The organism is Sphingopyxis fribergensis (assembly GCF_000803645.1).
Lineage (GTDB): Bacteria > Pseudomonadota > Alphaproteobacteria > Sphingomonadales > Sphingomonadaceae > Sphingopyxis > Sphingopyxis fribergensis.
The window spans coordinates 1,736,703-1,757,100 of sequence record NZ_CP009122.1; the positions used below are offsets into that span (position 1 = coordinate 1,736,703).

Sequence of the window (20,398 nt, forward strand, 5' to 3'; positions counted from 1 at the left end):
ACCTGCCGGGCCACTGTGCGTCTATGTCCGTGTGGGTAAGACCGTCCCACAACCCAATCGAAACCTCCTTAGGGGCAAGCCAAGCGACCCAATAAATTTGTGTTAAATCGATTTCTTGGCGGCGCCCTTCTCTTCCCTCCGTCTCCGCCACTTTCGCAATTTCTCATGCCGCCATCCGCCCAGCGGCGGCGGCGTCGGCCTTGCTTCCAGCGGAAGACGTTGCACAGGCGAATTCAGCCCGTCGCGGCCTTCTTGATTTCGTGAACAATGAGTTCATACTTGGCTGACCCGGCGAATGGGCCCGTTAAGATGCAGGGGTGATCTTAGCGGATCGTGCGGGCGATGACCGTGGGGGCTATGCTGTCAATTGGTGCGACATGCGCGTCCTGATCATAGAGGACAATAGCCGTTTGGCGGAGCTCATTTCGCACGGCATAGCCCAGCATGGTTTCAGTGGTGACGGGGTCGAGAGCATCGACGATGCCGAGGCGGCGCTTATCAGCGTGGCTTATGATGCGGTTATCCTGGATCTGGGGCTTCCCGATGGTGACGGGCTCGAATGGCTGCGCCGCGAACGGCCGGGGCAGCCGCTGCCGCCGATCCTGATCCTGACAGCGCGCGACGGTATGGGCGACCGCGTCGCCGGGCTCGATGCAGGGGCGGACGACTATCTCGTCAAGCCGGTCGAAATCGAAGAACTCGCCGCGCGCCTTCGCGCGCTCCTGCGCCGGCCTGGAGCGCGCAGTCTGCCGGTCATCCGGGCGGGCAAGCTGGCGTTCGACGTCGCGGCAAGAACCGCGCGGAGCGGCAACCATGCTATCGAACTGACCCGACGCGAAGCCGATTTGCTGGAGTTGCTGATCCGCCGCGCCGGGGCAGTCGTCCGCCGATCTAGCATAGAGGAAGCGCTGTATCGGTTCGACGAGCCGGTTACGCCCAACGCGGTGGAGGCCATTGTATCCCGGCTTCGGCACAAGCTTAGCGAGGCCGATTATCCCGACAGACTTATAACCGTTCGCGGGATGGGCTATTTGCTCAGGGATTACGAGGATTAGAGCGCCGCATTCCGTGTCCCGTCGCCTGACGCGAGGGCTGGCATGGACGGGAGCGTTCGGTGGTCTCGCGCTCATTATCTTTGTCAGCTTCGACGTCGAAATGATGCTCGAGCAACAATCAGCGGCCGACGGCTGGCGGGGCGAATGGCTCGAGATCGCCGAGCATGTCGTCCTGCCGCTCCTCCTGCTCATGGTGCCGATGTTTTTCGCTGCCCGGTGGGTTATTCGTACGTCTCTCGCTCCGCTTGGCGCCGCCGCCGCCCGGATGGATTCGGTCGTAGGCACCGAACGGGGCTTCCGCGTCGATCTGGAGGAATTCCCACTCGAAACGCAGCCTTTTGCACGCGCGCTCAACGACCTGCTGGCGCGTCTCGACGGAGTGGCGGGGCAGCGCGAAGCCTTCGCCGCCAATGTCGCCCACGAACTCCGCACGCCGCTGGCGATCCTGATGATCGAACTGGACCGGCTGGGGTCTCCCGATGCTCTCCGGCTCAAGAAGGATGTCGCCGCGATGAAGCGGCTTGTTGGTCAGATCATGATGATGGCGCAGGTGGAGGCCGATATGGCGTCACCGGTGGCGCGCGACCGGGTTTGCCTTTTGGACGTTGCGATGGATGTGGCCAACCGCTTCGCGCCGCTGGCGGCGGAACAGGGCAGGCATGTTGAGTTGGTTGTCGAAGGCGAACCCGCGGTTTCCGGAATCAGGGAAATGCTGACCGCAGCGGTTTCGAATCTGGCGGAAAATGCCCTCCGCGTTACGCCCGAGGGCGGAACGGTGGTGATCGCGGTCGGCCCCGATGTCCGCATTTGTGTCAGGGACGGCGGGGCGGGTTTATCGGCGGTCGAGCTTGCAGCACTCAGTCAGCGGTTTGTCCGCGCCGATCACGCCAGCGGGGCCGGGGCAGGGCTCGGCCTGGCGATAGTGGCGCGGATTGTCGAAATCCACCACGCCCAATTGGTTACAAACCCCCATAGGAAAGAAATTTGTCTGCTATTTCAAGATGCGGCGAAACATGTTGAACAATCGGATAGCGAGCGAAGTTAATCGTCAGGTTGGCGTCAGGTTAGGCTCATAAGCTGAACCCGACCGATTCGTTTCATAACTAAAAGGAGTGCCTTCCCGCTCGGGTCGCGGCGGCAGGAAGGGGGTCAGGCGGGAGTATTTTTGTCGGCGCGTGCCTAGGCAAGTACCCGTGGGGGGCAATTCCGTGACGGTAGCAGCAGGTGAAATTCTGGTTGCGGACAGCCATCCGCTTTGTCGCGAAGGGCTGACCACACTTTTCGCGCGAAATCTTGGTCTATCCAACCTGATCGAAGCTTGGGACTTTCCCACCGTGATGGCGAGATTGACGGCGCGGCGGTCAATCGACTTTGTGACGATTGATCTTGGCCTGCCAGGAATGCGCAAGCGCGAAGGATTGCGCGATCTACGCGTCAAATTTGCCGACGTGCGCGTGGTGGTCGTGACCGCGTCCCGGGATCGCGAGATGGTGCTCGACGCGCTTGGCGCCGGTGTTCACGGCTATATTCCAAAAGATCTTCCGGTCCATGAGATGGCCGACGCCTTGCGAAAGGTGCTGGCGGGCCAGATATACGTCCCTCCGTTCCTTTCCGATCTGAACTTGCGGATGGCGAGTCTCGCGGACGAGGACGGCGGCGTGCCTGGGACAGCTTTGACAGGGCGCCAATTCGAGGTGCTGAACCTCCTTGCCGCGGGGCGTTCGAACAAGGAAATCGCCCGGCTTCTTTGCATCGCAGAAGGCACGGTCAAGGTTCACATCGCCGCGGCATTTCGCATGCTGGGTGTCCACAACCGGGTCAGCGCCGTCGCGGTGATGCAGGCGCGGGCGTTTAATGACCGCCCGACCGAAACATATCTGCCCGGCCTTCTCGAAGAGACGCGCGGAAGGCCGATGTCGCACCGCAATTTCAGCGGATTGTCGCAGATCTCGTTCAGGCGCTGAGGCGGACTTCATTCGCTGTCTTCCGGCTGACCGGAAACAAACCTCCTTTTCCGTTTTTCCTGTGCCCGACTTGCGCGGGCCGTCAAGCGTCCCCCTCGCGCAGTCGATCTCTATGCAAAAAGGACTATATCGAATGTGACAAGGTTATACACCGCGTGAGTATAGAAAGGCGGTAACGTAATAGATCGCCAGTCCAACTCGACGACGTCGCTTTATGGGCCATAATTTACAATCACATAATCCGTATATCGGCTGCGTAATGCGAGTCGAAACCGAGCCGACCGTTGAGCGGTGAACGCGGATTTACTGCAGGGAGGTAAACATGGTCACGTATATCCGCAGCGATCTTGAGTTCATTCTGGACCAGATCAAGATTGCCGAAGCCCATGCCGCCGGTCAGCCGCTCTACGGCCCGGGTGGGCTTGTCCCCGCGTATAATCTTTCATTCGGCCTGCGCACCGTCGACGGCAGTTACAACCATTTGCTCCCAGGCCAGGAACAATGGGGCGCGGCGAACCAGCCTTTCCCGACGCTGCTCGATCCCGTCTACCGGCCGGCCGATGGCACGCCGTTCGACCCCGATGGCCCGGGTCCGGCTCCGGCGATGCCGACATCGCCCAACTATAATCCGTCCGATGATCCGAACTCGCTCGTTTTCGACAGCAGCCTGCGGACCATCTCCAACCTGCTGGTCGATCAGACGCTGGGCAACCCTGCCGCGATTTTGGAAGGCCTTGCCCGCGCGGGCAGCGATGATGCCTTGGCCGATCTTCCGCTCGTCACGGCAATCTATCAAGCCTTCAAACCCGCTTCGGACGCGGAATATCAGGCGCGCGTCGTGTTGCAGAACGCGCAGACTGCCGCAACCGTAGCCAATGACGGATTGCCCGGCGATACGCCGGCCGAGTTGGCCGCGCAGGCCGCGCTGGCTGCCGCGACGGCCGCGCATGATGTTACCGTGGCCGATCTGGAAGCCGCGCGCGTCGTCCGAGACGCGGCACTCGTGCCCTTTGGCCTCGAGATGGACGGCGACAATGTCCATTTGCCCAATATTTCGCCCGACGGGGGCTTGTCGGCCTCGTTCAACTCGTGGTTCACCCTGTTCGGTCAGTTCTTCGACCACGGTCTCGATCTCATCAACAAGGGCGGCAGCGGCACGGTCTTCATTCCGCTCCAGCCCGACGATCCGCTCTATGTCGAGGGAAGTCACACCAACTTCATGGTGCTGACCCGCGCGACGGTTTCGGCCGGCACGGACGGCATCATGGGCACCGCCGACGATGTCCGGCCGATCAATACGACGTCTCCCTATGTCGATCAGAATCAGACCTATACGTCGCACGCCTCGCATCAGGTGTTTCTACGTCAATATGCGCTGAACGCTGACGGGCACCCGGTTGCTACGGGCAAGCTGATCGAGGGCGCGGGCGGATCGCCCGGCGGCATGGCGACATGGGGCGAGGTCAAGGCGCAGGCGCTGATGCTGGGCATCCAGCTGACCGATCAGGACGTGGGTAAAGTGCCGTTGCTACGGACCGATGCCTATGGCAATTTCATTCCCAACGCCGCGGGCTATGCACAGGTCATCACCGGCGTTGGCCTCGACGGGATTCCCAACACGGCCGACGACGTCGTGATTTCGGGCACGCCGGACGCGCCGGTTGGCCTGGCCACCGCGATTCGGACGAACAGCGCGTTCCTGGCCGACATCGCCCACAACGCGGTGCCGAACGGCATCGAGGATGGCGATATTACGATCGGGCTCGACAACCCGGGCAACAATCCGCTGGTTTACGACAACGAGCTGCTCGACGCGCATTTCATGGCGGGCGACGGCCGCGTGAACGAGAATATCGGTCTGACCGCGGTTCACCATGTGTTTCATGCGGAGCATAACCGCCTGGTCGAACATACCAAGGAGGTCGTCCTGGCCTCGGGCGACCTGGCGTTCCTGAACGAATGGCTCGTCGACGACGTCGCATCGCTCCCGACCCCGGCAGAGGTCGAGGATCTTGTGTGGGACGGCGAGCGCCTGTTCCAGGCTGCCAAATTCGGCACCGAAATGCAGTATCAGCACCTGGTGTTCGAGGAATTCGCGCGCAAGATCCAGCCGCAGGTCGACATCTTCATCGTGCCCGACGGGTTCGATACGACGATCAATCCGGACATCGTCGCCGAATTCGCGCACGTCGTTTATCGCTTCGGCCACTCGATGCTGACCGAAGATATATCGCGGTTCGGGCCGACCTTCACGCCCGACGATATCAGCCTGATCGATGGCTTCCTGAACCCGACGGCGTTCAACGGGGCTGGCGGTGTGATCGAAGACGGCCTTGCAGCAGGCGACATCGTCCGCGGCATGACGCGTCAGGTCGGCAACGAGATCGACGAATTCGTCACCAGCGCGCTGCGCAACAATCTGCTCGGCCTGCCGCTCGATCTGGCGACGATCAACCTCGCCCGCGGCCGCGACACCGGCGTTCCTTCGCTGAATGCCGCGCGCCGCGAATTCTATGAAGTGACGAACAATGACGCGCGGCTGAAACCCTATGAAAGCTGGGTCGATTTTGCCGGCAACCTCAAAAACGAGGCGTCGATCATCAATTTCATCGCGGCTTATGGCACGCATGAGCTTATTACGGGCGAAACGACCGTAGAGGGCAAGCGTGCCGCGGCGATGGCGATCATCTTCGGCGTCGACCAAAGCATTCTCGACGATCCCAATACGCCTGCGAACGAAGCCCGCACGATTGTCGCGCCGGCGGATGCCACCGCCTTCCTCAACGGCGAGCTCTTCATTGGCGATCCCGATGATCCGCTGGATAATGTCGACTGGAGCAGCGGTCCGAACGGCGTGACCACGACCGGCCTCGACGATATCGACCTTTGGATCGGCGGCCTTGCCGAAAAGATACTGCCCTTCGGCGGCATGCTCGGCTCGACCTTCAACTTTGTCTTCGAAGTGCAGATGGAACAGCTTCAGAACGCCGATCGCTTCTACTATCTCCAGCGTCTCGACGGCTTGCACCTGTTCAGCGAGATGGAGGGCAATTCGTTCGCCAGCATGATCATGCGGCATACCAACGCGACGCATCTGCCTTCGGACGTCTTCTCGACCCCCGGCCTGCTGCTAGAGGTCGATCGCACTAAGCAGTTCAATGACCTGGATGGCGACGGCGACCTTGAGAGCGACGACCCTACGGGCGGCGGCATCCTGACTCCGCTCGTTGTCCGCAATAACCCCGGCACAGTCGGTCCCGACACAAATTATCTCCGCTACACCGGCGGCGATCATGTGGTTCTTGGCGGCACCGACGGCGCCGACATTATCATCGCAAGCGAGGGCGACGACACGATCTTCGGCGATGGCGGCAACGATACGCTCGAAGGCGGCGCCGGCAACGACATCATCAATGCCGGTGCGGGCGACGACGTCGTTCGCGACCTGGGCGGCGACGACAATATCAAGCTCGAAGACGGGCATGATGTGGTCAATACCGGCCCCGGCCTCGATCTCGTGATGGGCGGCCGCGGCCAGGACTTCATCGTTCTGGGCAATGACGCGGGCACCGAAGTGTTCGCGGGCGAAGGCAATGACTTCATCCTCGGCAACATCACCGCCGAACGCATCCTCGGCAACGAGGGTGACGACTGGATCGAGCATGGCACGTTCGACGGCGCCCCCGGCGACAATTTCGACGAAATTTTCGCGCAGGACGGTGTCGTCGGCCATGACGTGTTCTTCGGCCTCGGCGGCTTCGACGAGTTCATCGGCGAAGGCGGCGACGACATCATGGTCGGCAGCCCCGGTCGCGCCAAAATGGCTGGCATGTCGGGTTGGGACTGGGCGATCTACAAGGATAATAACGCGGCCACCGACGCCGACCTAACTCGCGGGATCGTATTCGACGAGAATCCCACGCCTCCGCAAAATGCGACGCTAGACGCGTATGAAAGCATCGAGGGGCTGTCGGGGTCGCGGTTCAACGATATCCTGTCGGGATCGAATGTCATCGCGGCAGAGCGCGCGCCCTTCGACCAAGGGGGAAGCGAAGGCTATACTGGCAGCAGACTCGACGCCGCTGGCATCGCCCGCATCGCCGGGCTCCAGGACGTGCTCGGGACAGGCGTTACCTTGTATGACGCCGGCGACATCATTCTTGGCGGCGACGGCAGCGACGTGATCCGGGGCAATGCCGGCGACGACATCATCGACGGCGACAAATGGCTGAACGTGCGGATCAGCGTTCGCGAAAACGTCGGTCCCAACGGCGGTACTGGTGCGGAAATCGCGACCGCCGACAGCATGACGCAATTGGTGACGCAGATGTTCAACCGGACATATAATCCGGGTCAACTTGTGATCGTCCGCGAAATCCTGACTGACTTGACGGCGGGCGACACGGATATCGCGGTGTTCTCCGACCTTCGGGCCAATTACGATATCACCTATAATGCCAATGGGACGATCAGCGTGGCGCATGCGCGCGGCACGCAGGTCGACGGCACCGACAATCTGCGCAACATCGAACGCATGCGGTTCTCGGATATCGAGATCGGCGTCAATCAGCCGGTGACGGGCCAAGCCGTCATCAGCGATCTGACGCCGACCGAAGGCCAGTTGCTGACGGTGAATACCGCGACAATCGCTGACGGAAATGGGCTCGGAACATTCGGCTATCAGTGGCAACAGTCGGCCAATGGCGTGGCCTGGGCCAATATTGCCGGCGCGACCAACGCGACCTTCACGCCCAACAATCCAGGCGGCACGACGTTTGGCGCCCAGGCCGGGCTTCAGTTGCGCGTCGTGGTGAGCTTCACCGATGGCGGCGGTACGGCCGAACAGGTCATATCCGCCGCGACCGGACCGACCGGGGTCGACTGGGACGGCAATGGCAATAACAACACGCTCGCGGGCACCGCGGGCGACGATATCGGCGACGGTGGCGGCGGCAACGACACGCTGAACGGCAACGACGGTAACGACCTGCTGAACGGCGAAGGCGGCAATGACACCGTCAACGGCGGTCAGGGCAACGACGTGCTGAACGGCGGCGGCGGTAATGACACCGTCACCGGCGGTCAGGGTGTCGACACGATGAGTGGCGGGGCTGGCAACGACACGCTGACCGGCGGCGCGGGCAATGACACGATCGACGGTAATGGCGGCGACGACGTCGCGGTCTTTGCCGGAGCGGTCGGAAACTACAGCATCACGACCAGCGGAACGTCTTTTGTCGTCACCGACAACGTCGGCGCCGAGGGTGTCGATACCGTGAGCAATGTCGAAACACTCCGGTTCAATGGCGCCAACTATGCGGTTGTCACCGGAGGCGCCGGCAACAACAACAACGTCAACGGCGCTAACGGTGCCGCAGGTTCGCAGGCGGTGTTCGGCTTTGGCGGCAACGACACGATCAACGGCGGCGCCGGAAACGACATCATCAATGGTGGCGACGGGAACGATACGATAACCCAGACCGGATCCACCGGTGGCAGGGATCTGGTCGATGGCGGCGCCGGTAACGACACCTATGTGCTGGTTGGCGTGGGGGGCGCGGAAACCTTTCGCATCTATGCCCGCGCCGCGGCCGAGGCGGCAGGCATCACTGGTCTCAATGCGACCACCGAGATCGTCATCACCCGCAACGGCACCAACAATGCCGCGATCGTTGCTGAACTCGACAACATCGAAGAGATCAATATCAACGCGGTCAACGTGACGTCGCCGGGAGGCGTCCTGCCGGGCGGTACGGGAGGGCTTGGAGGTGGCGATACGGTCTCCGTGATCGGCGATTTCAATCCGACGAGCCTCAATTTCAATACCATCACCGTCAATGGTGGCCGGGGCGCCGACACCGTCGATATATCCGGACTGACCTCCGACCATCGGCTCGTATTCAATACGGGCGGCGGCGCGGATCAGTTTGTCGGTGGCGCCCGGCCCCAGGACGTCATCAATTCCTCCAACGGGAATGGCAACGGCGGTTCCGCCCATCAGCAGGACAATCCATTCCAGATGATCCGGGCGCTGATCGACGACTGGATGGAAGTGAACGGGCGCCACGTCCGCCACTATTTCGACGGGGACTATCCGTTTGCATAACGAGCTTGGCGCCGGGACCTCCCCCCCGGCCCGGCGCCACTTTTTCGACAATCAGGGAGGATTTGCATGCGCCTGTTCTGGATGACCGTTCCACCGGCATTGTCAGAAGCCGTCCGCGCCTGTCGGACCCACTTCATCCTCGCAGCAACATTCAGTGCGCTGATCAACATTCTCTATCTCGCACCAACCATCTACATGATGCAGGTCTACGACCGGGTTGTGCCGACCAATGGCGTACTGACGCTGATCTTCATCACCGTCGTCGTCGGCGTCGCGATCGCGACGCTGTCGGCGCTCGATGCGATCCGTGTCCGGCTAATGACCCGCGCATCGCTACGCCTCGACCGGTTGCTTTCGGGTGAGATACTGGACCGGCTGCTTGCTCGATCCCGCGCACGGCCCGGCGACCCTTCGACCCAACAGGCGATGCGGGAATTCGATCTGCTGCGGCAGTCGCTTGCGGGACAGGCGGCCACGGCCTTGTTCGACGTCCCGTGGACGCCGCTGTATCTTTTGGTGGCCTTCCTCATTCACCCGATTTTGGGATTGCTGGTGCTGGCGGCGGGGAGCGTGCTGGTCACGCTCGCGATCGCCAATGAAAGGCGCAGCAAGGCCAAGGCCGAGGAGGCGCATCAGGCCAACGCGGCAGCTTATGAATCGCATGAGGCGATGCTACGCAAGGCAGAGATTGTGCGGGCGCTCGGGATGCGGCGCGCGCTGGTCTCACGCCATATACAGCAGCGTAGCGTCGGACTGAACGCCGTCGCCGATCTTCAGTTCTCGGGCAGCCGGTATAATGGGCTCGTCAAATTCGTACGAATGTTCATGCAATCCTTCGCGCTGGGCGTCGGTGCCTGGCTCGCCATCAACGGCCAGATTTCAGTCGGTGCGATCATCGCCGCTTCGGTCTTGCTGAGCCGCGCTCTTCAGCCGATCGAGCAACTCGTCGGTCTCTGGCCCAACATCGTCCAGTCGCGTCAGGCGCTTCGCACACTCGGTACGTTGTTCGAGCAAGCATCGGGTCCGGTTGTGCGCACGACTTTGCCCGACCCGCAGGGGCAGGTGGACCTCCAGGGGGTTGTCGTCCGCAATGCCGAAGGCAGCGCGATCCTGCTCAAGAATATATTCTTGAAGCTTGCACCCGGCGAGGTGCTGGGCGTTGTCGGCCCGTCCGGAGCAGGCAAGACGACGCTCGCGCGCGTCGTCGCGGGCGCGCTGACGCCCGACCTCGGCGAAATCCGGGTCGATGGCGCCAGCATGGCCGATTGGGATCCCGAAGAGCTTGCGCGGCATATCGGCTATCTCCCTCAGGATTGCGGCCTGCTGCCTGGAACGATCAGCGAAAATGTTTCGCGTTTCGGGGCCGCTCGCGGCGTTCCGCAGGCGGAGGTTGACGAGCAGGTCGTGATCGCCGCGCGCCTGGCGGGGGTCCATGAACTGATCCTGCATCTGCCCGGCGGATACGACACCTGTATCGAAGGCAATGGCCACAAATTGTCGGCAGGGCAGGCACAACGCGTCGCGCTTGCGCGGGCGCTCTATGGCAGCCCGCGCATCCTGGTTCTCGACGAGCCGAACTCGGCGCTCGACAGCGATGGCGAGGAGGCTTTGTCGAGGGCCATAGGTGCCGCGAAACTGCAAGGCGCGGCGATCATGATCGTCGCGCATCGTGCGGCGGTGCTGGCGAGCGCCGACAAGCTGGCGATTCTTGCCGACGGCGCGATCGTGGGGGTGGGGCCACGCGACGAAATCCTCCAGGCGCTGCAAAATTCTGCGGCAAAGAAGAATGTCGTTCCCATCCATGAAGGAGCGCGGCCATGACCGATATGACCTGGAAACCGCCGATCGGCGGCGATCGTCCTTCGGGCCACGATTCCGTGGACCGTCCGCATCGCGAACTGCGCATTGGGGGGCTCATCGTGGCCTTCTTTTTCGTGGGCATGCTCGGATGGGCGTCACTGACGCCACTTGATGCCGGGGCCTATGCGCCGGGGGTGATCGCTGTGTCGGGTAGCCGTCAGGCGGTCCAGCACCGCGAAGGGGGCATCGTTACCGAACTCCATGTTGTCGAAGGACAAACGGTCAAGAAGGGGGAGCAGCTGCTCACGATCTCGGCATCGGAACTGGTTGCGGCCGAACGCGGACTGACCGGCGAAGTCATTGCTCTGCTGGCGCAGCGCGCGCGTCTGGTCGCCGAACTTGGCGGCCTGCGAAGCGTCGCCGAGCCGGCGGAATTTACATTGCTGGCGCCCGAAAACCGGGAGTTGGCCGTTGAAGCCTTGCGCGGCCAGCGCCAGCTGTTCGAAGCGCGGCGTAATTCCGTGCACACGCAGCGCAACGTGTTGCGCCAGCGAATGCGCCAGCATTCCGAACAGATCAACGGATACAGCTATCAGATGAATTCCAACAAGGTGCAGCAGCAGTTGATCGGAGACGAGCTGCAGGGACTTCGCACGCTGCTTCCGAAAGGCTTCGTATCGATCAACCGGGTCCGCAGCATGGAGCGGTCCGCGGCGGAACTCGACGGCTCCTACGGTGCGTATCGCGCCGACATCGCAAGGTCTTCCGAAGCGATCGGCGAGGCGCAGATGCAAATGGTCGGCATCGACAAGCAGATGCTCGAGGAGGTGGCGGCGCAGAAGCAGGAGGCGCAAGTTCGTCTCGATGAGCTTCAGCCCAAGCTGATTGCCGTGCGCGAACAGCTTGCCCGATCGACGGTACGTGCGCCGGCCGAGGGTCGGGTGGTCGGGCTGAAGGTTTTCACGGTCGGCGGCGTCGTTGCGGCGGGCGACACGCTGATGGAGATCGTTCCGCAAGACCGTGCCCTGGTCATCGATGGCAAGGCCTCGCCAACCGACGCAGACGATCTGGCGCCGGGGATGAAGACCCAGATTCGCTTTACCGCGTTGCAGGAACGCAACCTGCCGATCCTCGTCGGTCAAATTTCCAAGATTTCGGCAGATAGTTTCGAGGACGAGCGTTCGGGGATACGCTATTTCAAGATCGAGTTGGTCGTGCCGCCCAGCGAACTCGCAAAGCTCAAGCAGGTTCGTCAGGACGGCGGGCTTCGCGCTGGTCTGCCCGTCGATATCATGATCCCGCTGCGAAAGCGGACGGCGCTTTCATATCTTATCGAACCCCTCACTCAAACGTTGTGGATGGCGGGGCGCGAAAACTGAGGGTTCGTCCGGCCGGGGGCAGGGGCTCCACCGCTTCACCGGCCAGAAGTCGAATCATATTGTAATTGCGAATCACTCTCGATAATGGCCGTGCATCCTTTAGGTAGAATTCCCGGATGCATGCACCGACACCCCCGCGACCGGCGACAAAGAGCCGGAAAGCCTTTTGGCTGAAACAGCTCCATATGTGGCACTGGATGAGTTCGGCTATCAGCCTGATTGGTCTGCTGTTGTTCGCGATCACCGGCTTCACGCTCAACCACGCCGCCGATATCGAGGGGTCGCCAGTCGTCGCCGAAAAGGCGGCGCAAATGCCGCCCGCGCTGCTTACGCGGCTGAAATCGGCAACGCCCGCCGCCGAAAAGGCGCCGCTACCCGCCGACGTCGCCCGATGGGTCGAGGACAGCTTTCCGGTCAAGGCATCGGGCGAAGCCGAGTGGTCGGCGGGCGAGGTCTATCTGCCCGCGCCCCGTCCCGGCGGCGACGCGTGGGTCGCGATCGATCTCGCGACCGGCGAAGCGTCTAGCGAGGTCACCAGCCGCGGCTGGATCTCCTACCTCAACGATCTTCATAAAGGGCGCAATTCGGGCACCGAGTGGAGCCTGTTCATCGACATCTTCGCCTTCGCCTGTCTGATCTTCGCCATCACCGGCCTGGTCCTGCTCTGGCTGCATTCGGCGAAGCGGAAAAGCACCTGGCCGCTCGTTGGTATGGGGCTCGCGTTTCCCGCCGCCATCGCCGTCATTTTCATTCATTAGGGAGACCCGTCAATGCAGCTTTCCACCACGGCATGCGTTATTGGGACGATTGGCCTCGGCGCGACCTTCGCCGTCCCTGCGTTCGCCGCCGATCCGGGCACGATGGACGTGACGATCAATATCCCGCGGCTTAAGGTCGCCGAATATCACAAGCCTTATGTCGCGATCTGGGTCGAGAAGGCAGGAGCGAAGGCAAAAACCGTCGCGGTCTGGTACGATTATGACATGAAGGCGAATGAGGGCACGAAGTGGCTCCGCGACGTCCGCCAGTGGTGGCGCGCCGCGGGCCGCTCGATGGCCTTCCCGGCGAACGGCGTCACCGGCGCCACCCGCGCTCCGGGCGCGCACAAAATCTCCTTCTCGCGCGCGCAACTCGGCGCGGCCGCACCCGGCCAATATACGCTGGTGATCGAGGCGGCGCGCGAGGTCGGCGGCCGCGAACTTCTGCGCATCCCCTTCACCTGGCCCGCAAAGGCCGGGGCGGGCGGCCGCGCTGCCGGAACGACTGAACTGGGCGCCGTTTCGGTCGCCTTCCGCTGAAGATTGAGAGGAACAGAGATATGAAGAAGCGAATTTGGGGTTTCGCCGCGACGGCCGCGCTTGCGGCGCTGGTTGCCGTTCCGGCCTCCGCGCATCGCCAGTGGATGATGCCGTCGGCGACCGTGCTGTCGGGCGACGATGTGTGGGTCACGGTCGACGCGGCGGTATCGAACGATCTTTTCTATTTCGAACATCAGCCGCTGCGCCTCGACGCGATGAAGGCGTGGGCGCCCGACGGCAGCGAAGCGGCGATCGAGAATAAGTCGACCGGGCGCTACCGCAGTACGTTCGACGTCCATTTGACGCAGAAGGGCACATGGCGGATCGCCTCGGTCGCCGACATGCTGATGGGCAGCTATGATCTGAACGGCAAGACCGAGCGCCTGCCGCGCGGCACCACCGCCGCCAACCTCGCCGAGCGCGTGCCCACCGGTGCCACCAATGTGAAGACCGCCGAGGCGAACAACCGCAACGAGATTTTCGTGACGGTCGGCGAACCAACGACAACCTTGTTCAAGCCGACGGGGAAGGGTATCGAAATCGTGCCAGTGACGCACCCCAACGATTTGATTTCGGGCGAAACTGCGACCTTCCAGTTTCTTCTCGACGGCAAACCCGCCGCGGGCCTGCCAGTCACGCTGATCCCCGGCGGCATCCGCTATCGCGACCAGTTGGGCCAGGTCGACCTCAAGACCGGCGCCGACGGCAAGGTCGAGCTGACATGGCCCGGACCCGGCCTTTACTGGCTGAACGTCACGACGCCGCAGGCCGAGCAGCCCGAAGGCGCTCCGACGGTCATCGCGCGCCGCGCCAGCTATGTCACGACGCTCGAGGTGCTGGCGCCCTGACCGATCGCATCCTCATCCCCCGCGCCTTGACGCCCGCGGCTTTCGCCGGGCGCGACGCGGGGGCTGCAACCGAAATTTTCGCGGGCGAAACGATGGGGACAAGCTGGTCGCTGCAGGCGGTCGCGCCGCCCGTGGCGACCTTGCACGGCGTGCAGGCGGCGCTCGACCTTGTCGTCGCACAGATGAGCCAGTGGAAGAGGGAATCCGACCTTGCGCGCTTCAACCATGCCGCGCCCGGCACATGGTGCGACGTCCCGGCCGAATTTGCACATGTGATAGAGGCCGCGCTCGACATCGCGCGCGCCAGCGGCGGGGCCTTTGACCCCGGTCTCGGCAACTTCACCGAAGCCTGGGGTTTCGGCAGCGCCGGTCGCGCCGGGCAGGCGCCGGACGCTGCCGGGCTTTGCGCCGACCGCACCATTGATTTCGATTCGGCAACGCGGCGCATCCGGCGCAGCGAGGGCGCGGCGCTGGATTTATCGGGTATTGCCAAAGGCTATGGCGTCGATCTTGCGGCCGAATGGCTGCTCGACATCGGCGTGCGGCACTTTCTGCTCGAAGTTGGCGGCGAGCTTCGCGGCGAGGGGATTCGGCCCGACGGCCAGCCTTGGTGGGTCGATGTCGAGATGCCGCCGACATCGTCGATTCCGCCATGGCGGATCGCGCTGCACGATCTGTCCGCGGCGACATCGGGCAATTATCGCCGCGGAGTCACCGTCGACGATCGTTATTATTCGCACAGCTTCGATCCGCAAACCGGCCAGCCGATCGTCAACAATGTTTCTTCGGTCACCGTGCTTCATCGCAGTTGCATGATGGCCGATGGCTGGGCGACCGCGCTTACCGTCCTCGGTCCGCAAGCGGGCATCGCAATAGCCGATGAGCAGAATTTGGTCGCGTGCGTGATCGCGGGCGACCGCGAATATCTCTCACGCGCCTGGCGCGCGATGCAGGATTAGCTGTCGGCCCAGCGCCGCAGCAGATTGTGATACACGCCGGTCAGGCGCACGACCGTCGCGTCGCCCTGGCCCAGCGCCGTCGCCGCGCCCTGTACCCCCATATCGAGGTCGAACAGCAGGTTGCGCTGGCCCTGGTCGCGGACCATCGACTGAATCCAGAAGAAGCTCGCGACGCGCGTGCCCGACGTGACCGGCTCGACGCGGTGGACGGTGGTCGCGGGGTAGAGGACCATATGGCCCGCAGGTAATTTGATCCCCGGCGCGTCGGAAAAACCTTCGACGACCAGCCCGCCACCCTCATAGCTATCGGGATCGGCGAGGAAAAGTGTCGCGGACAAGTCGCTCCGCATCCGGAACTCGCTGCCGCGGCGCATGCGGATCGCATTGTCGATATGGTCGCCGAAACTCTCGCCGCCGGCATAGCGGTTGAAATAGGGCGGATATATTTTGAGCGGCAGCGCCGCAGCGATGAACAGCGGGCTGCGGCCGAGCGCATCGAGAACGAAACGGCCCGCCTCCGCGGCGGCTTCGCCCAATTCGGGAAGCTGCTGGTTGCGCTTTGCGAGCGCGGCCTGCGGACCCGATGTTTCGTTGCCGTCGACCCAGTCGGCGGCGTCGAGGATCGAGCGGAGCTTGGCGACGCCATCGGCGTCGAGCACGTCGGGAATGATGCGGATCATGGCGTTGCTTCTAGTCCGAAAAGGGCGGACGCAGCAATCGCCGCGCCCGCCCACCGGGATCAGAAGTTGTAGAAGAGGCTGAACACGGCCGAGCGGGAGTCGCCCGGGTTCGCCCAGCCGCCCGATGCGGCGCCGCCGGTGATCGCGCCGGGCGTTGGGCTACCATTCGGCGCAACGACGCCCGCTCCGACATTGTTGCGGACGCCGGTGTAATAATCCTCGTTCGTGAAGTTGCTGACGTTGAGCTGCGCCACCAGACCGTTCTTGAAGTCATACGACACAAAGGCGCGGTGGATCAGGTAATCGTCGACCATGAACTGCGTCCGCTGCGCGACATTGCGCTGGTTGGTCGCAAATCTGCCCTGATAGGTCAGGCCATAACCGATCTGCAGCCCGAACGGGAAGACATAGGTGGTGAACAGGCTGCCCGAATGCTTCGGCGTCTGGATCAGGCGGTCGCCAGCCTGCGGATCGCGGAGCGCGGCCGTGTTGGCGCAAGCCGGACGCGCCGGAACCGTGAGCGGCTGCGGATCGGGGTTGGCGAGACAATAGTCCGAAACACTCTGCCGCACTTCGCTGTCGAGATAAGTGTAGTTCGCAAAGATCGCCCATTCGGGGGTCACATTGCCGCTGACGCCGAGGGCCACACCATCGACGCGCGACTGGCCATCGAGCACCTGTAACGAGTTGGGCTGCGCCGGATCGTTCGACGGCGTACGGAAATTGGTGCGTTCGTTGCGGAACAGGGCGGCGGTCAGCAGCATCTTCTTGTCGAACAGCTCGGCCTTGGCCCCGATTTCATAGGTGCGCGCCTTCTCGGGCGCGACCGCACACGGATCGGCGGCGCCCGGCGCCGCCGGCAGGCCGCAGCCCGCGCGAACGGTCGCCGAGGTCGGGGTCTTGGCATTGCCATAGGCGGCATAGAGGCTGACATTCTCGATCGGGTGGAACACCGCGCCAAGGCGATAGGAGAAGAGATTTTCGTCGCTGATCTGTTCGGCGCCGCGGACGTACACCGCGCCCGTCGCAGGCGTCGTCACCGTGTCGGCGCGGAAGACGGTCCGCACGCTTTCATAACGAACCCCCGCGTTCAGTTCGAACATCGGCGAGATTTCGAGCGTGTCGAAGGCATAGACCGCGAGGTTACGCGTGTCGCCATAGCTGTTCCCCGTGCGGACATAATTGACCGGACCGTTCCACACCGTGTTCGGGTTCGACAGGCTGATCGGCGGCTGCACCGGGTTGGGCAGCGTGCCGCCTGCATTGCGCAGCAGCTGCGCATTCTCGATCGAATAATCTTCCTGCGTGTACGATGCGCCGATCACCAGCGTGTTGAACAGGCCGCCTTTGGCGCCGCTGGCGACGGTAAGGTCGGTCTGGTTGTGGATCAGGTCGTTGACCTGATCGCGGACCAGCCCGCGCGGGCCGGCGGGATAATAGAAGCCGGGGGCGTTCTGGCCAGCCGGGCAGGCGCTGCCCACGGTCGCATTGGCACTGCCTCCGATCGGCTGGAGGCCGCTGGCGAGGCAGAAGACGCCCTGCGGCGCGCTCGTCTGGCTATACTGGTGGACGCGCTGCCAGCGGGTCAGGTTGCGGATCGAGACATTGTCGCTGAACGCGTGGCGGAAGGTCGCGGTCAGGCGGTCGACCTTCGTCTTCTGTTCGTCGAGATTGACGATGCCGAAATAGTCGCTGTCGTCGACGCCCGCGAGCGGACCATTGTTCACCCCGCTCAGGAAAAAGGGCACGCCATAGATTGGCGTGTTGTCGTCGTCCTGATGGATATAGGCGAGCGTCAGGCTGGTGTCGCTTTCGACGCCGATCGTGATCGACGGCGCGACGCCCCAGCGCTGATAGGATTCGACGTCGCGGCCCGGTACGTCATTCTCATGATACATGGCGTTGATGCGCACCGCGATCAGGTCGCTGACGCGCCAATTGCTGTCGACGGCGGCGCGGTAATAATTATCGGTGCCGACCGCAGCCTGCACCGTCGTCGCGTCGCGCGCAAAGGGGATCTTGCTGACGAGGTTGATCGTGCCGCCGACGCTGCCCGATCCGTTGAACACCGAGTTGGCGCCATTATAGACTTCGATCTGCTGCAGGTTGAAGGGGTCGGTGCGGCTGTATTGCGCGCTGTCGCGGACACCGTCGACCGTCAGGTCATTGTTCGCCGAGTAACCGCGCAGGTTGATCGAGTCGCCATAACCGCCGCCGCCTTCGCCCGCGCCGAACGTGATGCCGGGGATAGTCGTGAGCGCGTCGCGCAGCGTGAGCAGATTCTGCTGACGGATTTGTTCCTGCGACACGACCGTTACGGTTTGCGGCGTGTCGACGATGGGTGCGGTCGACTTGGGCGATTCCACCTCGGTCGCGAGCGTGCCGCTGACGATGATGTCGTTGCGGCCGCCGGGTGCGTCCTGTGCCGCATCTGCCTCGGTGGCGAGCGCCGGCGCGCTGATCAGGCTGCCGACGCAGGAGAGTGCGAGGAACGAGGCGGATGTCGATGGCTTCACGGTAAACCCCCTGTTTTATGATTGGTTCGGGGCGCCGCTATTGAGAGTCGATTGCAAAGTCAACGTCTATTGAGAATTAGTCGCATGTTTGTCGCGGTTGGTACTTGCTTTGTGAAGCGGACGAAACTCGCTAGCGCCGCCGTTCGAACCACCAGCTTTGCCGCCAGCCATATTGGCTGGGGATATCGTCTCCGGCGGCGTTGGTTGCGGGCTTGAAGCGGAAGCGTTCCTCGATCAGGCGGCACGTCGTCTCGTCGAGCGAGGTGTCACCGCTCGATCGCGTCACGCGGCATCCGCTGGCGCGGCCGCTCGCCTCGATGGTGAAGCGGACCTCGACTTCACCGCCTGCCTTGGCGCGGCTCGCTTCGCGGGGATAGTCGCGGTCGTGGATCGTGCCGCTGCGCCACACGGCCTTGCTGCCGCCACCGGTGCCGCGTCCCGATCCGCCCGCGCCCGTGCCATCGCCGCGGCCACCCGCCCCTGAACCGGCGCCGCGGGTCGGCGTCGCACCTGCCGATGCGTCGTTGCCGGCGCCCGGACGCGGCGCGGCGACGATTGGCGCCACAACCGGGGGCAGCTTCGCTTTCGGTGCGAAGACCGGCGCCGCCTTGGCGTGCTTGTTCGCTGCCGAGGCGCTGCCGCTGGCCCTTTCGCTCGGCGCGTTGGGTGGGACAACCGGTTCGCGCGGCGGCGGGGGTGCGGGAATAGCGATCGCGGTGATCGCTTCGCTCGCCTTGCGGACGACCTCGAGATCGAGACCACTGGCGAGGCCAAGCCCGACCGCAAGGACCGCGATCAGCGCCCCGCCTCCGGATATCGCGCGCTGTCGCCCCGAAACCTGCCCCGTATAGGCCATTGTGCCGCCTCTTATCGCGCGCCGCTGCGCGCCGGCCACCCGTTTAGAGGAATTCGTCTAGCGTGGACATGAACCGGTCGAACTGGTCATGGTGCAGCCAGTGACCGGCATTTTCGAATTCGATCACGTTGGCGGTGTTGAAATGTTCGAGCCGGCCATCCTTCTCGGGATTCGATGCCCAGCTGTTCGCGCCATAGAGAAGCAAAGTGGGGCAGGTGATCGCGCCCCATAAGGCCGCGATATCGTCCTGCGGCATATCGAAGGCGGGCCAGACGTTGAGGTAATTGTCGAACTTCCAGCTCCACGTGCCATCCTCGTTCCGGCTGATGCCGTTGATCGTGAGGTGACGCGCCTGGTGTTCGGTCAGATAGCTGTTCTCGCCCATCATGCGCGCCAGCGCATCGTCGAGCGTCGCATAGCGGCGCGGCGTGCGCCCGGCCGCCTGGCGCTTGTCGTCGATCCATTTGCGGAAGCGTTCGGCATAACCCGTCTGCGCGCGCTCGGCGATCACCTTGGGCGAGGGGCCTAGCCCCTCGATCGCGACGAGCTTGCGCACATTGTCGGGATAGAGGCCGGTATAGCGGAGCGCGATATTGCCGCCCATCGAATGCGCGACGATCGTGACGGGCCCCAAGTCGATCTGATGAATCAACTGCGCGAGATCGTACACGAAGGCATCCATCGCGTAATTGCCGTCGGGCGACCATGCACTGTCGCCATGGCCGCGCAGATCGGGCGCGATGATGTGAAAACGGTCGCGCAGCTTTTCGGCGACCCAGTCCCAGTTGCGACAATGGTCGCGGCCGCCGTGGACGAGCAGCAAAGGCGGAGCGCCGCGATTGCCCCAGTCGACATAATGCAGCTTCAGCCGCTGCGAGATGAAGCTGTTCGAGGTGGGGCCGGCACTTGCCATCGGATCATCCTTGCTGTCTGTTCC

Annotated in this window: 14 protein-coding genes; 10 read left to right on the forward strand and 4 right to left on the reverse strand. The window is 63.1% G+C overall.

Features of this window, described 5'->3' with window-relative positions; translation table 11 throughout:
- Window positions 1-377 precede the first annotated feature (377 nt).
- The 10 genes from SKP52_RS08100 (at window position 378) to SKP52_RS08145 (ending at window position 15,409) form a co-directional block, all read left to right on the forward strand.
- Entirely contained in the window at window positions 378-1,055 is a 678-nt protein-coding gene (locus SKP52_RS08100) for a response regulator transcription factor (protein ID WP_039573718.1), read from the forward strand.
- A gap of 13 nt (window positions 1,056-1,068) precedes the next feature.
- Window positions 1,069-2,100 (forward strand): sensor histidine kinase, encoded by a 1,032-nt coding sequence (locus SKP52_RS08105; protein ID WP_052207980.1) that lies wholly within the window; start codon window positions 1,069-1,071, stop codon window positions 2,098-2,100.
- 163 nt (window positions 2,101-2,263) lie between these two features.
- Window positions 2,264-3,019, forward strand: coding sequence for a LuxR C-terminal-related transcriptional regulator (locus SKP52_RS08110; RefSeq protein WP_160292377.1), 756 nt, complete (start codon window positions 2,264-2,266; stop codon window positions 3,017-3,019).
- Window positions 3,020-3,341: 322 nt separating this feature from the next.
- Window positions 3,342-9,125 carry a peroxidase family protein gene (locus SKP52_RS08115; RefSeq protein WP_052207984.1) on the forward strand — a complete coding sequence of 1,928 codons (5,784 nt, stop codon included), beginning with the start codon at window positions 3,342-3,344 and terminating at the stop codon, window positions 9,123-9,125.
- Window positions 9,126-9,191: 66 nt separating this feature from the next.
- Window positions 9,192-10,946, forward strand: coding sequence for a type I secretion system permease/ATPase (locus SKP52_RS08120; RefSeq protein WP_052207986.1), 1,755 nt, complete (start codon window positions 9,192-9,194; stop codon window positions 10,944-10,946).
- Window positions 10,943-12,304 (forward strand): HlyD family type I secretion periplasmic adaptor subunit, encoded by a 1,362-nt coding sequence (locus SKP52_RS08125; RefSeq protein WP_228383867.1) that lies wholly within the window; start codon window positions 10,943-10,945, stop codon window positions 12,302-12,304. Before SKP52_RS08120 ends, SKP52_RS08125 begins: the two co-directional genes overlap by 4 nt.
- Before the next feature lie 116 nt (window positions 12,305-12,420).
- The gene (locus SKP52_RS08130; RefSeq protein ID WP_039573721.1) at window positions 12,421-13,062 is read left to right on the forward strand and encodes a PepSY-associated TM helix domain-containing protein; all 642 of its coding nucleotides are present in this window, start codon (window positions 12,421-12,423) and stop codon (window positions 13,060-13,062) included.
- Between the two features lie 12 nt (window positions 13,063-13,074).
- Window positions 13,075-13,602: a DUF2271 domain-containing protein gene (locus SKP52_RS08135; RefSeq protein ID WP_039573723.1), complete on the forward strand. Its 528-nt coding sequence runs from the start codon at window positions 13,075-13,077 to the stop codon at window positions 13,600-13,602.
- Window positions 13,603-13,622: 20 nt separating this feature from the next.
- The gene (locus tag SKP52_RS08140) at window positions 13,623-14,450 is read left to right on the forward strand and encodes a DUF4198 domain-containing protein (RefSeq protein WP_039573726.1); all 828 of its coding nucleotides are present in this window, start codon (window positions 13,623-13,625) and stop codon (window positions 14,448-14,450) included.
- A 26-nt stretch (window positions 14,451-14,476) separates the two neighbouring features.
- Window positions 14,477-15,409 carry an FAD:protein FMN transferase gene (locus SKP52_RS08145; RefSeq protein WP_228383868.1) on the forward strand — a complete coding sequence of 311 codons (933 nt, stop codon included), beginning with the start codon at window positions 14,477-14,479 and terminating at the stop codon, window positions 15,407-15,409.
- On the opposite strand, the gene SKP52_RS08150 is transcribed toward SKP52_RS08145, so the two are convergent.
- The 4 genes from SKP52_RS08150 to SKP52_RS08165 form a co-directional block, all read right to left on the reverse strand.
- A complete protein-coding gene (locus tag SKP52_RS08150; RefSeq protein WP_039573729.1) occupies window positions 15,406-16,089 on the reverse strand; it encodes a Fe2+-dependent dioxygenase in 684 nt (227 codons plus the stop codon). The two genes, SKP52_RS08145 and SKP52_RS08150, sit on opposite strands and share 4 nt — an antisense overlap.
- Before the next feature lie 59 nt (window positions 16,090-16,148).
- A complete protein-coding gene (locus tag SKP52_RS08155; RefSeq protein WP_039573732.1) occupies window positions 16,149-18,605 on the reverse strand; it encodes a TonB-dependent receptor in 2,457 nt (818 codons plus the stop codon).
- Between the two features lie 130 nt (window positions 18,606-18,735).
- Window positions 18,736-19,461, reverse strand: a complete 726-nt coding sequence (locus SKP52_RS08160; RefSeq protein ID WP_039573735.1) for an energy transducer TonB — start codon at window positions 19,459-19,461, stop codon at window positions 18,736-18,738.
- A gap of 43 nt (window positions 19,462-19,504) precedes the next feature.
- Window positions 19,505-20,374: an alpha/beta fold hydrolase gene (locus SKP52_RS08165; protein ID WP_039573737.1), complete on the reverse strand. Its 870-nt coding sequence runs from the start codon at window positions 20,372-20,374 to the stop codon at window positions 19,505-19,507.
- Window positions 20,375-20,398: the final 24 nt, after the last annotated feature.

Bases quoted from the DNA above. Each gene is read 5' to 3' on its own strand.
- SKP52_RS08100 (WP_039573718.1), top strand. From the start codon at position 378: ATGCGCGTCCTGATCATAGAGGACAATAGCCGTTTGGCGGAGCTCATT.
- SKP52_RS08115 (WP_052207984.1), top strand. From the start codon at position 3,342: ATGGTCACGTATATCCGCAGCGATCTTGAGTTCATTCTGGACCAGATC.
- SKP52_RS08120 (WP_052207986.1), top strand. From the start codon at position 9,192: ATGCGCCTGTTCTGGATGACCGTTCCACCGGCATTGTCAGAAGCCGTC.
- SKP52_RS08125 (WP_228383867.1), top strand. From the start codon at position 10,943: ATGACCGATATGACCTGGAAACCGCCGATCGGCGGCGATCGTCCTTCG.
- SKP52_RS08130 (WP_039573721.1), top strand. From the start codon at position 12,421: ATGCATGCACCGACACCCCCGCGACCGGCGACAAAGAGCCGGAAAGCC.
- SKP52_RS08135 (WP_039573723.1), top strand. From the start codon at position 13,075: ATGCAGCTTTCCACCACGGCATGCGTTATTGGGACGATTGGCCTCGGC.
- SKP52_RS08140 (WP_039573726.1), top strand. From the start codon at position 13,623: ATGAAGAAGCGAATTTGGGGTTTCGCCGCGACGGCCGCGCTTGCGGCG.
- SKP52_RS08150 (WP_039573729.1), bottom strand. From the start codon at position 16,089: ATGATCCGCATCATTCCCGACGTGCTCGACGCCGATGGCGTCGCCAAG.
- SKP52_RS08160 (WP_039573735.1), bottom strand. From the start codon at position 19,461: ATGGCCTATACGGGGCAGGTTTCGGGGCGACAGCGCGCGATATCCGGA.
- SKP52_RS08165 (WP_039573737.1), bottom strand. From the start codon at position 20,374: ATGGCAAGTGCCGGCCCCACCTCGAACAGCTTCATCTCGCAGCGGCTG.